The sequence below is a fragment of the Neorhizobium petrolearium genome (assembly GCF_029854435.1).
Classification (GTDB): domain Bacteria; phylum Pseudomonadota; class Alphaproteobacteria; order Rhizobiales; family Rhizobiaceae; genus Neorhizobium; species Neorhizobium petrolearium.
The window spans coordinates 46,198-60,717 of sequence record NZ_CP123000.1 but is presented as its reverse complement, the minus strand read 5'-3'; the positions used below and the strand labels follow the sequence as shown (position 1 = coordinate 60,717).

The window sequence follows — 14,520 nt, the reverse complement described above, 5'->3', positions numbered from 1 at the left end:
GCCTGATCCTTCCGGCATCAACATCGGTTGACGCCAATTCACATTGACGCTTGAGTGGCGGTCGCTTAGAGCAAATGACACTAAAAAACCACCTCTCCCACCATCACGATATCGAGCGACGTTTAAGGATTTCCCATGAGCAGCCCCGACTTCTCTTCCCTCGAAAAGACTATCGAGACCGCTTTCGACAACCGTGACAGCGTCACGGTCTCCACGAAAGGCGAGGTGCGCGATGCCGTCGAGGAGGCGCTCTCGCTGCTGGACGGCGGCAAGGCGCGCGTGGCAAGCCGCGGTGCGGATGGAACCTGGACCGTGCATCAGTGGCTCAAGAAGGCCGTGCTGCTCTCCTTCCGGCTCAGCGACATGGAAGTGGTCAAGGGCGGGCCGGGCAATTCCACCTGGTGGGACAAGGTGCCGTCGAAATTCGAAGGCTGGGGCGAGAATGCGTTTCGCGCAGCAGGGTTCCGCGCCGTGCCTAACGCGGTGGTTCGCCGTTCCGCCTATATCGCGAAGAACGTGGTGCTGATGCCCTCCTTCGTGAACCTCGGCGCCTTCGTCGATGAAGGCACGATGGTCGACACCTGGGCGACCGTCGGTTCCTGCGCGCAGATCGGCAAGAACGTACATCTCTCCGGCGGAGTCGGTATCGGCGGCGTGCTGGAACCGATGCAGGCAGGCCCCACTATCATCGAGGACAATTGCTTCATCGGCGCCCGTTCGGAAGTCGTCGAAGGCTGCATCATCCGTCAGGGTTCGGTGCTCGGCATGGGCGTTTTCATCGGCAAATCGACCAAGATTGTCGACCGCACGACCGGCGAAGTCATGTATGGGGAAGTGCCGCCCTATTCGGTGGTCGTGGCCGGCACCATGCCGGGCAAGCCGCTGCCGAACGGCGAACCGGGCCCGAGCCTCTATTGCGCCGTGATCGTCAAGCGCGTCGATGAAAAGACCCGCTCCAAGACCGGCATCAACGAACTGCTCCGCGATTGAGCGAACAATGTCCACATCCGATCCCGTCATCAATCTCCAGACTCTCATCCGCTGCCCTTCGGTGACGCCCGCCGAAGGCGGTGCGCTTTCGGCACTGGAGGCCATGCTCCTGCCGCTCGGCTTCAAGGTGGAGCGCATGGTGGCGACGGAACCGGGCATGCCGGACATCGAGAACCTCTATGCGCGACTCGGAAACAAGGGCCCGCACCTGATGTTCGCCGGCCACACGGACGTGGTGCCGCCGGGCGACGAAGCCTCCTGGAGCCATCCACCCTTCGCCGCCGTGATTGCCGGCGGTGAGCTTTTCGGTCGTGGCGCGGTGGACATGAAAGGCGGCATCGCCTGCTTCGTCGCGGCAGTCGCACGCCATATCGAAAAGCATGGCATGCCAAAGGGCTCGATCTCTTTCCTGATCACCGGCGATGAGGAAGGCCCGGCCGTCAACGGTACGGAAAAGCTGCTGAAATGGGCAGCCGAGAGAGGGGAACGCTGGGACGCCTGCCTGGTCGGCGAACCGACCAATCCGGACGCCCTCGGCGACATGATCAAGATCGGCCGACGCGGCTCGGTCTCCGGCAAGGTGAGCGTTCTCGGCGTCCAGGGTCATGCGGCCTATCCGCATCTTGCCGACAATCCGGTGCGCGGGCTGTTGCCGCTTGCCTCGGCGCTGATGGATCCGCCCTTCGATACGGGAACGGATAATTTTCCGCCCTCCAACCTGGAGGTGACCTCGGTGGATGTCGGCAATCCGGCCACCAATGTCATTCCGGCCAGGGCAAGCTTTGCTTTCAACATCCGGTTCAACGACACCTGGACCGCTGATACGGTGAAAGCCGAGATCCTGCGGCGGCTCGATGCCGCCGCAGCCGGCAGCCCGCTTCGCCCGGGCCGCGATCCGGTCCGCTACGAGATCACCTGGGCCGAACGGCCAAGTCATGTGTTCCTCACCCGCAACAATGCGCTGATCGCCTCGCTTTCCGAAGCGGTCGAAACCGTGACAGGCAGGACGCCGCAGCTTTCCACCACCGGCGGCACATCGGATGCCCGTTTCATCAAGGATTACTGCCCGGTGGTGGAATTCGGCCTCGTCGGCCAGACCATGCACATGGTGGATGAACGGGTAGCCCTTGCCGATCTGGAAATACTCACCCAAATCTATGGGACTTTCATCTCCCGCTGGTTCGATAATGCCCTCCTACCATGAAGTCAGGCTCTATCTTAATGGCCTCTGGCTGTTGATCAGAGGCGACGCCCAAGGTTTCCGGCTCCTCGACATTTCCGATCGAGGCATGATGCGCTCGTTCTGGGCTTTCGTCTGGTGCCTGCCGGCAGCAGCGATTTCCTGGCTGTGGTGGCGGGCCTATCTGCTCGAAGGCATGCCGGCGGGTGCGCGGGTCGGCGGGCTTTTCTTCGTCCGCATGGCGATGCTGGAGGTCTTCAATTGGCTGGTGCCGCTGATTCTTGCCGGCATTCTCTGCGCGCTGCTCGGCATCGGGCGGAAATTCTCGGCCGTCGTCGTCAGCGTCAACTGGCTCTCGGTTCCGTTCGCCTATCTCTACGGCCTGCTCAGTCTGCGCTTCCTGTTGCCTTCCAGCCTCGACGCGTTGCTGGCGCTCGTCCACTTCGCCCTGCTCATCGCCATGGTCGTTTCCGTCTCACGGGTGATGCGGATGATCTGCGGGCCGCAGCCGCTGATGGTCACGGGCCTCGTCCTGGTGCTGATCGTTCCGGGCATGCTGCTGACCGAAGCATTGCAACGCTTCCTCGGCATCTATCCGTTCTGACTATCTTTGCGGGATCACGGATCGCCGGGATAATCGACCTTCATGAAATAAAGGCCTTCCGGCGGCGCGACCGGCCCGCAGGCCGAGCGATCCCGCGCATCCAACGCGGCGCGCACATCTTCCGGCGTCATCTTGCCCTCGCCCGCAAGCTTCAGCGTGCCGGCGAAGGAGCGGATCTGGTTGTGCAGGAAACTCTGGGCGCTTGCCCGGATTTCGATCAGGTCGCCGGTGCGGGTCACATCCAGCCGGTCGAGCGTGCGAACCGGGCTCGTCGCCTGGCAGTGGGCCGAACGGAACGTCGTGAAATCATGGTGCCCGACCAGCGTCTGCGCCGCTGCGTGCATGGCTTCGTGATCGAGATGGCGCGCCACCCACCATGCGCGCTTGGCCTCCAGCGCCAATGGCGACGGACGATTGAGGATGCGGTAGAGATAATGCCGGCGGAGCGCCGAAAAGCGCGCATCGAACGTCTCATCGACCGCCTGGACGTCGAGCACCGACACCTTTTCGCCCGCCATCATCAAATGGGCGTTCAATGCATTGCGCAGCTTATAAGGCTTCCACTCGCGCGATAGATCCGCGTGAATAACCTGACCCACGGCGTGAACGCCGGAATCGGTACGGCCCGCGCCGCGGATCGAGACGGTTTCGCCGGTCAGCGACAAGATGCCGCCCTGGAGCGCCGCCTGCACCGAGTGGCCGTTTTCCTGCATCTGCCAGCCGACATAATTGGTGCCGTCATATTCGACGATCATGCGGTATCGCGGCATCAGGCGAGCCTCGTCCCGGTCGGGATCGGCGTGCCGCGCAGGAAATCGGCTGCCGCAAGCGGCTTGCCGCCTGCTTTCTGAAGCTTCAGCAGCCGGACGGCACCATCACCGCAGGCGACCGTCAGCGCGTCATCCAGCACCATGCCTGGCTGACCACGCCCCTCCCCCATTTCGGATGCCAAAACCTTGATGCGCTCCGGCCTGCCGTTGATCTCGGCCTCGAACCAGGCGCCGGGAAAGGGCGAGAGGCCGCGGATGTGGTTATGAACATCCCGCCCCGGCTTCGAGAAGTCGATCCGCGTCTCGCCCTTGTCTATCTTGGCGGCATAAAGCACGCCCTCTTGCGGCTGCGGCGTCAGCGGCAGGTCGCCGGCTTCCAGTTTCCCCATCGCCTCGACCATGGCGCGGGCGCCGACCAGCATCAGTTTGTCGTGCAACTCTCCCGCCGTCATGTTTTCGCCGATCTCGACTTCCCTGGTGAGCGCCACCGGCCCGGTATCGAGGCCTTTCTCCATCTGCATCACCATCATGCCGGTCTTCTCGTCTCCGGCCATGATCGCCCGCTGTATGGGAGCTGCACCACGCCAGCGCGGCAGGAGCGACGCATGGCCGTTGTAACAGCCGAGCCGCGTGCCGGTGAGGACCGCTTCCGGCAGAAGCAGGCCATAGGCAACGACCACGGCCACGTCGGCGTTCAGAGCCCGGAATTTCTCGCGCTCTTCCGGATCCTTGAAGTTGGCGGGCGTGAAGACGGGAATGCCGAGAAGCTCGGCCGCCTGATGTACCGGCGACTTGACGAGATCAAGCCCGCGCCGGCCGCCCGGCCTCGGCGGCTGCGTATAGACCGCGACGATATCATGGCCCGCCTGCTTCAGGCCCTCAAGCGTCGGCACGGAAAATTCCGGCGTGCCCATGAAGATGATTCGAAGAGACATGGACGTTCCACGCTTGGAAAGCGCGCCTTCAAACTGAAGATCGCCGGTTGAAGCCCTAAACGGCCTTCGCCTTGGCGGCCTTGGTGAACTTCTTGATCACCATCTCCCGCTTCAGACGCGAGATGTAGTCGATGAAGAGCACGCCGTTCAGGTGATCGATCTCGTGCTGCAGGCAGGTGGCAAGCAGGCCATCGGCCTCCACCATATGTTCCTTGCCGTCCCGGCCGATATGCTTGACCGTGACAGCCGCGGGCCGCTCCACCTCGGCGTAATATTCCGGAATGGAAAGGCAGCCTTCCTCGTAGACGGACCGCTCGTCGGAGGATTTGACGATCTCCGGGTTGATGAAGACCTGCGGGTTCTTCTCTTCGCCCTCCCGGGCAACGTCGATGACGAGAAGCCGGCGCGGCACGCCGATCTGGATCGCCGCAAGGCCGATGCCAGGCGCCTCGTACATGGTCTCCAGCATATCGTCGGCAAGCCTCAGGAGTTCGTCATTTACCTGTTCGACGGGCTTGGAAACCTGGCGCAGGATCGGGTTCGGGAGAATAATCAGCGGTTTGATGGTCATGGCTTCCCATAACGTAACTTTTTTTCGGAAGAAACAGGGATCGCTTCGCTTTTTTATATAATGTTCACGTTTTGATCTTTTCAAGCCGCGGAATTCTGTTAGCTTCCCGCCATGGATGATCTTCTCGCACGTCTCCCCGCGCTTCTGGCCGACCAGCAGGCTGTAGCCGTTGCAGCCGCAGCGGCGGCGCTAGTTATTCTGCTCGCGGTGTTTTTTATCAACCGTCGCCAGCGGGAAATCGCCCGGCAGGCGGTCGAGGCGGAAGCGAGGCTTTCCGAACTCCTTCGTGCCCAGAGCGAGATGCAGGGCCGGCTGTCGGCCATGGCGGAGACGCTTTCGGCGCGGCAATCGGAACTCAACCAGGCTGTCAGCCAGCGTCTTGATGGCATGACGCACCGGATCGGCGCGACGATTACCGAACAGACCAAGTCGACGCATGAGAATCTCCGCCGGCTTCAGGAGAGACTCGCCGTCATCGACGCCGCGCAGAACAATATCCAGACGCTTGCCAAGGATGTCGTCGGCCTGCAGGCGATCCTGTCGAACAAGCAGACTCGCGGCGCTTTTGGCCAGGGGCGGATGGAGGCGATCGTCGCGGACGGCCTTCCGCTCGGCGCCTATTCGTTCCAGGCACTGCTTTCCAACGGCACCCGGCCCGACTGCCTCATCAAGATGCCGAACGGCGCACCGCCGCTGGCAGTGGATGCCAAGTTCCCGCTGGAGGCCTGGAATGCCTTTCGCGAGGCTGCCGCACCAGAAGCGAGGCGGGCGGCTGCGCAGCAGTTCCGCCGCGATCTGGACGTGCATATCAAAGACGTTTCCGAGAAATACCTCCTGCCGGGCGAAACCCAGGAGATGGCCTTCCTCTTCGTGCCGTCGGAATCGATCTTTGCCGAGATCCACGAGCATTTCGAGGGCGTGGTGCAGAAGGCGCAACGCGCCCGCGTGGTCTTCGTATCGCCTTCTCTCCTGATGCTGTCGATCCAGGTCATCCAGGCAGTCCTGAAAGATCAGCGGATGCGCGAACAGGCGCATCTCATCCAGGGCGAGGTAGCGCTTCTGGTGGAGGATCTGGCCCGGCTCGACGACAGGACCCGCAAACTTCAGGCGCATTTCCTCGCCGCCCAGAAGGATGTGGAGCAGATCATCACGTCCACTGACAAGCTCAATCGCCGTGGCGCCAGGATCGAGGCATTGGAACTGGAAGCGCCGGCAGACGCCGAAGCATCCCGCGACGCGCCGCAGGCCAAGGTCGTCGAAAGCCGCACCGGCCTGCTCAAGCTCAGGGTGGTTGACGAGGAGTAACGCTCTCGGGCAGTGTCGCGCGACTTTACACCAGCAAGCAGGCCTGCCCATGATCACTGTCCTCGGCTCCATCAACATGGATCTCACCGCAACGACCGAACGCCTTCCGCAGCCCGGTGAAACCGTTGCAGGAACGAGCTTCGCAACGGCTGCCGGCGGCAAGGGCGCCAACCAGGCGCTGGCGGCACGGCGCGCCGGAAGCACGGTGAAGATGGTCGGAGCCGTCGGCGAAGATAACTTTGCCGGACCGGCGCTCGCCCTTCTCGATGAAGCCAAGGTTGACCTGTCCGCCGTCGCGCATGTCAGCACGCCGACCGGCACGGCGCTGATCCTTGTCGGCGGCACAGGCGAGAATATGATCGCGGTCGTGCCCGGCGCCAACGGCACCGTGAGTGAGGCACAGGCCCACGCGGCGGTCGAAACCATGCAGACCGGCGACATCCTCATGTTGCAACTCGAAATTCCGGCAACAGCGGTGGAAGCGGCCCTCAAGGCGGCACGCGCAAAGGGGATTGTAACCCTGATGAATACAGCGCCGCTGACGGATGACGCTGCACGGCTTGCCCGGCTTGCCGATATCGTGGTCGCCAACGAGACGGAATTCGAGCTTCTTGCGGGGCATCAGATTCCGGATGCCGCCGTGCGCAAGGCCGCATTGGAAAAGCTGCATTCGGAAACCGGCCAGACCTTTGTGGTGACACTCGGTGGCGATGGCGTCGTAGCCATCTGTGAGGGTCGGTTCTTTTCTGCTGAAGGCCTCAAGATCGAACCGGTCGATACCGTCGGGGCGGGTGACACGTTCTGCGGCTACCTGGCCGCCAGCCTGGAACAGGGACTGGAATTTGCCGAAGCACTCCGTAGGGCGGCGGTTGCCGGCTCGCTCGCCTGCCTTATCCGCGGTGCGCAGCCGTCCATCCCGCTCGCCGATCAGGTCGATCGCCGAGTCTGAAGTAGGCGGCAACCGTGCTGTTGCGATGTAAATTCCGGCTGCGCTGATTTCAGTCAAAGTTAAGATATCGATCCTAGGGTGTCGCCAACACCTCCGCGGCAGTGGATTCGCCAGCTATCCCTTCCGCGGCAGCCCCATGACGGGGCGCCTCCAGGTGAATACTCCCCCTTTGATACCCTGCTGAAGGCGCGAGCCCATGTTTCCGCTGAAGATCAAGTCCCTGTCCACGAAACTGATCCTGGTGACGAGCCTGGCAATCGCTGCAGTTCTCGTCATCTCCAACCTCTTCCTGATCTCCCAGACACGCAGCCGCGTCTCGTCGCTCACCATGGCTCAGGCCGAGGCCGAGGCTCGCTCGATCGCCAACGAAGTCGCCGTCGACATGGGACAACTCGCGGGCGCCGCCCGATCGATCGCCGGCGTGATCGGTCGCGGTCATGCGGGCGATTACCTTGATCGCAAGGGCGTGGTCGATGCCCTGAAGGCCAATCTCGAGCAGAACGCATTCGCCTATGGCAGCTGGTTCGCAGAAGAGCCCGGCACCTTCGACGGCAAGAACGCCGACCTGGTCGGCAACAAGGAGATGGGGGCCAACAAGAAGGGCGAACTTGCACCCTACTGGACCAAGAGCCGCACCGGCGATATCGCCTACAGCGTTTTCGACATCGACACCCAGGCGGAGTGGTACGCGCTGGCCGCCAACTCCAAGAAGGGCTCACTGACCCAGCCTTACGTGGAAAGCACGACCGGCGACGCAACCGCCATGAGCTCGATTGCCTATCCGGTCTTCTCGGGCTCGAAATTTCTCGGCGTTGCCGGTCTCGACGTGTCGCTCGCCACCCTCACGAAGAAGCTGCAGGCGATGAAGCCCTTCGGTTCCGGCCGTGTCCTTCTCGTGTCCCAGGGTGGCAAGTGGATTGTCCCGGTTGATCCGGACAAGCTGATGAAGCCGGTGGAAGGCGAAAAGGCGAGCGAGCTTCTCGCCGCGCTGAAGGCAGACAAGCCCGCACAACTCGACAATCTCTCGGCCGATGCTTCGGAACCATACGACCGCGTCGTCTACCCATTCACGGTGCCGGACCTCAACGCCACCTGGGCGATCGTCGTCGACGTGCCCCACAGCGTCATCGCTGCACCTGTCCAGGATCAGACGTGGATGATGGTTCTTGGCGGCGTCGTCATCATGGGCGCCTGCATTGCGACCCTCTATTTCGGCAGTACCGTCTTCGTGCGTCGTCCTTTGGGCGCGCTGCTCGGAAGCGTCGATCTTCTCAGCCAGGGCCGTTTCGAGCAGCCGGTCGAAGGCCAGGACCGTAACGATGAGATCGGCTCGCTCTCTCAATCGCTCGAAGGCTTCCGGCATACGCTGGCCGACGGCCGCCGATTGGAAACCGAGGCGGAAGCTCAGCGCAATGCCGCCGAAAAGGAGAGGAGCCGTTCGGAAAACGAGCGGGAAGCCAACGCGCTTGAACAGCAGTGCATCGTGGCTTCCCTTGCCAAGGGATTGGCCGAACTCTCGAATGGCAACCTCGGCTACCGGGTCCAGGAAGAGTTTCCAGGCGAATACGCAAAGCTGAAGACCGATTTCAACCGGGCGCTGGAAAGCCTCGAAGACACGATCGCGACCGTTAATTCCACTGTGCATAACATTGGCAACGGTACCCGCGAAATTGCCGCCAGCGCACAGGATCTGTCGCGCAGGACCGAGCAGCAGGCATCGAGCCTGGAAGAGACCGCTGCAGCGCTCAACGAACTCACCGCCCAGGTGAATTCAAGCGCCGAAAATGCGGGTTCGGCGGCCTCCACCGTCAACCTCGCCTGTGACGATGCGGAAAAGTCCGGTGAGGTGGTGCAAAAGGCGGTCGCCTCGATGCAGGGCATTGCCCAGTCCTCGCAGGAGATTTCCCGCATTATCGGCGTCATCGACGAAATCGCTTTCCAGACCAACCTGCTTGCGCTCAACGCAGGCGTCGAAGCGGCCCGTGCCGGCGAGGCCGGAAAAGGGTTCGCCGTCGTTGCGCAGGAAGTGCGCGAGCTGGCGCAGCGCTCTGCCAATGCCGCCAAGGAGATCAAAGCCCTCATCAACACATCTACGACCCAGGTCGGCGAGGGAGTGGACCTGGTCGGAAAGGCGGGCGATGCGCTGCAGAAGATCGCCGTCCAGGTCATGCAGATCAACGGGCTGATCCGTCAGATCTCCGCCTCCGCCAGCGAACAGGCTGCCGGCCTCAAGGAGATCAATTCCGCCGTCAACCAGATGGATCAGGTGACCCAGCAGAACGCCGCCATGGTGGAAGAAACCACCGCGGCAAGTTCCGTGCTCAGCAACGAGGCGGAAACGCTGCGGTCGCTGGTAGCCCGCTTCCGCGTCTCAACGCATGCCACCGGCCAGGTTCAGAACGCACCGCAAGCATTGCGGCAGGTCGTACAGTCCATGCGGGCGCCGCAGGCAAATCGACCTGCTCCAGCATCGCCGCGTGCAAAGCCTGCACCGAAGGCGGCCATTGCTGTGGGATCCGCCGCCGTTGCGGACGAGTGGGAAGAGTTCTGATCACCGATGCAAAAAGCCTGAATGGTGGCCGCCGGTCAGTGTCCGGCGGCCTTTCCTTTATCCGCGGGTGAGGCCGGTCAAAGCCGGCCGACACGTTCCGTAAGCAGTGCGAAGAAGCCGTCGGCATCCACATCGCGCATGACCTTGGCATTGGGCTTGCGGCCGGAAACCCGCCACCAGTCGACTACGGTCATGCCGGCCGTCAGCTCCGACCGCGTTTCGATTTCGACATTGCAATCGCGCCCCGAGAAGAGTTCGGGCTTCAGCAGATAGGCAATCACGGTCGGATCATGCAGCGGCCCACCATCGGAGCCGTATTTTTCGATGTCGAATCGCTCGAAGAACGCAAGCCAGTCGACCAGCACCTGTGCCGGCCTGGTCCCAAGTGCCGCAATCTTTCCAACACGAGCCTTGGTCGTCAAAAGCTTGTGGGTGACGTCGAGCGGCATCATGACGATCGGGATACCGGAGGCAAAGACGGCCTTAGCCGCTTCCGGATCCACATAGATGTTGAACTCGGCAGCAGGCGTGATGTTGCCACCCTCGAAGAAGCCACCGCCCATCATCACCAATTCCCTCGCGCGCGGTGCTATGTCCGGCGCCTTTTGAAGCGCCAGCGCCACATTGGTGAGCGGCCCGAGGGTACAAAGCGTCACCGTTCCGACCGGCTCGGAGCGCAATGTCTCGATGATGAAATCCACGGCGTGGGTGCTGCGCACCGACATCATCGGCTCAGGCAGTTCGGCGCCGTCGAGACCTGTCCGGCCATGGACGTGCTCGGCGGTCACCTGAGGACGCAGGGTTGGTTTCCGGGCTCCCTCGTAGATCGCCGCGTCCTGCCTGCCGCAGAGTTCGCAGACGATCCTGAGGTTACGGCTGGTATAGGAAAGCGGCACGTTTCCGGCGACTGCGCAGAGGCCGAGCACGTCCAGTTCCGCGGGGCTTGCAAAAGCCAGCATGATCGCAGCGGCATCATCCTGGCCCGGATCGGTATCGATGATGATCTTTCTGCGTTCCATGGAATGCCCCTGATTTTGCCGGGGCTTGGTGGCCCTGCTCCTACAGATTGTCAAGTACGGGCGGGGTTTATATGGAAGGATTGCAAACACTGACGACCGGATTCATTCTTGCGGTCTTTGCTGCAACTCCCCATATAAGTTTCCGAATTGGCGTGCCGAATTTCGGGCGCCGATAGGGTCGCTTGTTACAAGGACTGCACGATGAGCCGAATGATGCCATTTGCGAGCCCGCTGCTTTTGGGCTTCGACTCCATGGAAAAGACCCTCGAGCGCCTCGCGAAGGCGAATGACGGCTACCCGCCCTACAATATCGAACGCATCCAGGCGGACGCGTCCGGTGCGCCGGAACGGCTTCGCATTACAGTTGCGGTCGCCGGCTTTTCCGAATCCGAGCTCGATGTGACGATCGAGGAGAACCAACTCGTCATTCGCGGGCGCCAGGTAGAACAGGGCGACCGGAATTACCTCTACCGGGGCATTGCAGCCCGTCAGTTCCAGCGTGTGTTCGTGCTCGCCGACGGCATGCAGGTCTCCGGTGCCTCGCTCAGGATTGGCCTCCTGTCGATCGACCTCGTCCGCCCCGAGCCGGAACGCATGGTGCGAAAAATTAACATTTCCGTCTCAGAGTAGGTCAACGGCATTAATGCCGTTGCATCCTCAATATTGGAGGCTGGAATGCTCCTGAAAGAAGCGAATACGCGTTTGACGCAGTCCGAACTCGCTCATCTGGGTACTGGAGAGGTCGGATATATTCGCAAGATGCGGTCGGATGAAGTGTCCCGCTGCTTCCCCGAAGCCCCGGAAATCGATCCCAATCTCGACCTTTGGGCCCTGTTCGGCGCCGATGGCACGCCGATCCTCTTGACCGACAACCGTTCCAGCACCTTCTTCAAGGCTGCTGAGGACGACCTGAAGACCGTCAGTCTGCACTGACTTTTCAGATCCTTCTGAAGGTCAGATAGGCCGAGGAACGGCCTTCGCGACGGGCCTTGTTTTCGTATCGCGTTCCTGGCCAGCCGGCGAAGGGGGTCAGCCAGTCGGAAGATTGCTCCGCCAGCCATTGAAAGCCGCCATGGTCGCGGCAATGGATCAGCGTCCAGTTGACATAGGTGTCGATGTCGGATGCGAAGCAGAATAAGCCGCCCGGCTTCAGCACGCGATGGAAGCGGTCGAGATTGACTTCGGACACGAACCGCCTTTTCCAATGCTTGCGCTTCGGCCACGGATCCGGATAGAGCAGATCCACACGATCGAGAGAAGCATCCGGCAGCCAGTCCAGCACCTGGGTCGCATCGTCGTCATAGACCCGAATATTCTTCAAACCCAACTGATCGACGCGCGACAGAAGCTTCGCCATGGAATTGACGAAGGGTTCCACGCCGATGAAGCCCGTTCTCGGGCTTTCCTGGGCGCGATGGATGAGATGTTCGCCGCCGCCGAAACCGATCTCCAGCCGCAGTTCATCCACCGGGACGAGAAACAGGTCAGACAGTCTTGCCGGCGCCGGAGCTTGAAGATCAAGCTTCAAGGCCGGCAGCAGCGTGGCCATGCCCTCCGCCTGTCGCTCGCGCAGCGGTTTGCCCTTGCGACGCCCGAAAAATGCCTCGGTGGCGCGGCTCGGGTGCGGTTGTTCGGTCATGTCTGCTCTCTCACGATAAAAGCGGGCGTCTCCTTCAGGGAGACACCCGCTTTACAGTTTTCTTCAGCGATCCGTAAAGACCGATCAGGCGGCCTTCAGCATCTCTTCCTTCAGCGCATCCTTGAGCGGCTTGACGAGATCGGTCTTCTCCCAGGAGAAGGAACCATCGCGGCCCGCTTTACGGCCGAAGTGGCCGTAGGCCGAGGTCTTGGCATAGATCGGCTTGTTGAGGTCGAGGTGGCGGCGGATGCCCGACGGCGACAGGTCCATGACCTTGCGGATTGCAGCCTCGATCTGATCTTCCGTCACACCCTTGCCGGTGCCGTGCAGGTCGACGTAGATCGACAGCGGCTGGGCAATGCCGATCGCATAGGAAAGCTGGATCGTGCAACGGTCGGCAAGGCCGGCGGCAACGACGTTCTTCGCCAGATAGCGCGCCGCATAGGCTGCCGAACGGTCGACCTTGGTCGTGTCCTTGCCGGAGAAGGCGCCGCCGCCATGCGGAGCTGCACCACCGTAGGTGTCGACGATGATCTTGCGGCCGGTGAGGCCGGCATCGCCGTCCGGGCCGCCGATGACGAACTTGCCGGTCGGGTTGATGTACCACTTGCAATCGTCGGAAATCTTCAGGTCGCCGAGCGCCTCGCGGATATAGGGTTCGACGACGGCGCGGACCTTCTTGGAATCCCAGCTCTCATCGAGGTGCTGGGTGGAAAGCACGATCGAATCGACGCAGGCCGGCTTGCCGTTTTCGTAACGGACGGTCACCTGGCTCTTGGCGTCCGGGCCGAGCTTGGCCACTTCGCCCTCGCCCTTCTTGCGGGCTTCGGCGAGAAGCCGGAGGATCTTGTGGGAATAGTAGATCGGCGCCGGCATGAGATCCGGGGTTTCCGTGCAGGCATAACCGAACATGATGCCCTGGTCGCCGGCACCTTCGTCGCCCTGCTGGTCGGCGGCGCTGTCGACACCTTGCGCGATATCGGCAGACTGCGAGTGCAGCAATACGTCGATCTTCGCCGTCTTCCAGTTGAAGCCGTCCTGTTCATATCCGATGTCGCGGATCGCCTTGCGGGCGGCCGACTTGAATTTCGAGGGGTTGATGACGTCCTTGCCCTGCTTGTCCTTCTTCATCAGGCTTGGCGGGAGGCGAACCTCACCGGCAATGACCACGCGGTTGGTGGTCGCGAGCGTCTCGCAGGCGATGCGTACCGTCCACGGATCGACGCCGGTCTTGACCGCTTCGCGGTACACAAGATCCACGATTTCATCGGAAATACGGTCACAAACCTTGTCCGGATGGCCTTCGGCGACGGACTCGCTGGTGAACAGGTAACTTGGGCGCATTACGGGATTCCCCTCAAAGAAACGAACGAGCCTGTGTTAGTGGCTTCCGCCGACAAAAACAAGCGTACAACGACATAAATATATCTTTATGTGTACAATCTCAACACTCAAGCAACACTTGGATGCCAGAAAATGAGCAAAAAAAAAGCGGCCCTTAGGCCGCTTGCGGAATCGTACTGAATCCGTCTTATTCCACTTCGGCATCCGCCGCCAGCGCCTTGACGAGATCGACCACACGTCGGCGCACCTTCGGGTCGGAGATTTTCACAAAGGCCCGGTTGAGCTGCAGGCCTTCGGAAGACGACAGGAAATCGACCACATAATTGGAGCTTGACGCTTCCGCCATGCCGGCCTGACCGCCCGACTGCTCGCCCGGAGCATCCTCGAAGAAGAAGGAAACCGGCACGTTGAGGATGCTGGAGATATTCTGCAGGCGGCTTGCGCCGACGCGATTGGTGCCCTTCTCATATTTCTGGATCTGCTGGAAAGTAATGCCAAGGCTTTCGCCCAGTTTTTCCTGGCTCATTCCAAGCATGGTCCGACGAAGGCGAATCCGGCTGCCGACGTGAATGTCTATCGGGTTCGGCTTCTTCTTATTTTCAATCATAACGATGTCCTGACGAAGTTAACGGTTCAATCTTCACAACCCGGTCTGCGTGCGGA

15 protein-coding genes are annotated in these 14,520 nt (G+C 61.5%); 8 read left to right on the top strand and 7 right to left on the bottom strand.

Annotated elements, in window-relative coordinates; genetic code table 11:
• Nucleotides 1-135: 135 nt before the first annotated feature.
• The 3 genes from dapD to QEO92_RS00295 are packed head-to-tail and all read left to right on the top strand — an operon-like array spanning nucleotide 136 to nucleotide 2,774.
• Complete coding sequence (dapD, locus tag QEO92_RS00305) at nucleotides 136-990, top strand: 2,3,4,5-tetrahydropyridine-2,6-dicarboxylate N-succinyltransferase (RefSeq protein ID WP_227701760.1); 855 nt, start codon at nucleotides 136-138, stop codon at nucleotides 988-990.
• A 7-nt stretch (nucleotides 991-997) separates the two neighbouring features.
• Nucleotides 998-2,194, top strand: a complete 1,197-nt coding sequence (gene dapE, locus QEO92_RS00300; RefSeq protein WP_227701759.1) for a succinyl-diaminopimelate desuccinylase — start codon at nucleotides 998-1,000, stop codon at nucleotides 2,192-2,194.
• Entirely contained in the window at nucleotides 2,178-2,774 is a 597-nt protein-coding gene (locus tag QEO92_RS00295) for a hypothetical protein (protein WP_037159117.1), read from the top strand. The genes dapE and QEO92_RS00295 overlap by 17 nt, the downstream gene beginning before the upstream one ends.
• A gap of 14 nt (nucleotides 2,775-2,788) precedes the next feature.
• Here the strand turns inward: QEO92_RS00295 and truA are convergent, their stop codons facing one another.
• Genes truA through def form a run of 3 tightly spaced genes read right to left on the bottom strand, consistent with a single transcriptional unit; the run spans nucleotide 2,789 to nucleotide 5,050 of the window.
• Nucleotides 2,789-3,544 (bottom strand): tRNA pseudouridine(38-40) synthase TruA, encoded by a 756-nt coding sequence (gene truA, locus QEO92_RS00290; RefSeq protein WP_227701758.1) that lies wholly within the window; start codon nucleotides 3,542-3,544, stop codon nucleotides 2,789-2,791.
• Nucleotides 3,544-4,479: a methionyl-tRNA formyltransferase gene (gene fmt, locus QEO92_RS00285; protein WP_227701757.1), complete on the bottom strand. Its 936-nt coding sequence runs from the start codon at nucleotides 4,477-4,479 to the stop codon at nucleotides 3,544-3,546. The genes truA and fmt overlap by 1 nt, the downstream gene beginning before the upstream one ends.
• A gap of 55 nt (nucleotides 4,480-4,534) precedes the next feature.
• Nucleotides 4,535-5,050 carry a peptide deformylase gene (gene def / locus QEO92_RS00280; protein WP_037159126.1) on the bottom strand — a complete coding sequence of 172 codons (516 nt, stop codon included), beginning with the start codon at nucleotides 5,048-5,050 and terminating at the stop codon, nucleotides 4,535-4,537.
• A 111-nt stretch (nucleotides 5,051-5,161) separates the two neighbouring features.
• Here def and QEO92_RS00275 point away from each other — a divergent pair, with 111 nt between their 5' ends.
• From QEO92_RS00275 to QEO92_RS00265, 3 genes are all read left to right on the top strand, one after another.
• Nucleotides 5,162-6,355, top strand: a complete 1,194-nt coding sequence (locus QEO92_RS00275) for a DNA recombination protein RmuC (RefSeq protein WP_227701756.1) — start codon at nucleotides 5,162-5,164, stop codon at nucleotides 6,353-6,355.
• 49 nt (nucleotides 6,356-6,404) lie between these two features.
• The gene (locus QEO92_RS00270; protein WP_227701755.1) at nucleotides 6,405-7,304 is read left to right on the top strand and encodes a ribokinase; all 900 of its coding nucleotides are present in this window, start codon (nucleotides 6,405-6,407) and stop codon (nucleotides 7,302-7,304) included.
• A 196-nt stretch (nucleotides 7,305-7,500) separates the two neighbouring features.
• Nucleotides 7,501-9,855: a methyl-accepting chemotaxis protein gene (locus tag QEO92_RS00265; protein WP_227701754.1), complete on the top strand. Its 2,355-nt coding sequence runs from the start codon at nucleotides 7,501-7,503 to the stop codon at nucleotides 9,853-9,855.
• Nucleotides 9,856-9,932: 77 nt separating this feature from the next.
• On the opposite strand, the gene QEO92_RS00260 is transcribed toward QEO92_RS00265, so the two are convergent.
• The gene (locus QEO92_RS00260; protein ID WP_227701753.1) at nucleotides 9,933-10,874 is read right to left on the bottom strand and encodes a nucleoside hydrolase; all 942 of its coding nucleotides are present in this window, start codon (nucleotides 10,872-10,874) and stop codon (nucleotides 9,933-9,935) included.
• A 201-nt stretch (nucleotides 10,875-11,075) separates the two neighbouring features.
• Between QEO92_RS00260 and QEO92_RS00255 the strand changes: the two genes are divergently transcribed.
• Both QEO92_RS00255 and QEO92_RS00250 read left to right on the top strand, forming a co-directional pair.
• Nucleotides 11,076-11,504: an Hsp20 family protein gene (locus QEO92_RS00255; protein ID WP_227701752.1), complete on the top strand. Its 429-nt coding sequence runs from the start codon at nucleotides 11,076-11,078 to the stop codon at nucleotides 11,502-11,504.
• Nucleotides 11,505-11,549: 45 nt separating this feature from the next.
• On the top strand, nucleotides 11,550-11,807 hold the full coding sequence (locus QEO92_RS00250) for a BQ00720 family protein (protein WP_037159144.1): 258 nt from the start codon (nucleotides 11,550-11,552) through the stop codon (nucleotides 11,805-11,807).
• Nucleotides 11,808-11,811: 4 nt separating this feature from the next.
• On the opposite strand, the gene trmB is transcribed toward QEO92_RS00250, so the two are convergent.
• The 3 genes from trmB to QEO92_RS00235 all read right to left on the bottom strand — a co-directional run bounded on the left by trmB (nucleotide 11,812) and on the right by QEO92_RS00235 (nucleotide 14,464).
• Entirely contained in the window at nucleotides 11,812-12,513 is a 702-nt protein-coding gene (gene trmB, locus QEO92_RS00245; protein ID WP_037159146.1) for a tRNA (guanosine(46)-N7)-methyltransferase TrmB, read from the bottom strand.
• An 84-nt stretch (nucleotides 12,514-12,597) separates the two neighbouring features.
• Entirely contained in the window at nucleotides 12,598-13,857 is a 1,260-nt protein-coding gene (gene metK, locus QEO92_RS00240) for a methionine adenosyltransferase (RefSeq protein ID WP_037159149.1), read from the bottom strand.
• 187 nt (nucleotides 13,858-14,044) lie between these two features.
• On the bottom strand, nucleotides 14,045-14,464 hold the full coding sequence (locus QEO92_RS00235) for a helix-turn-helix domain-containing protein (RefSeq protein ID WP_037159150.1): 420 nt from the start codon (nucleotides 14,462-14,464) through the stop codon (nucleotides 14,045-14,047).
• Between the last annotated feature and the right edge of the window lie 56 nt (nucleotides 14,465-14,520).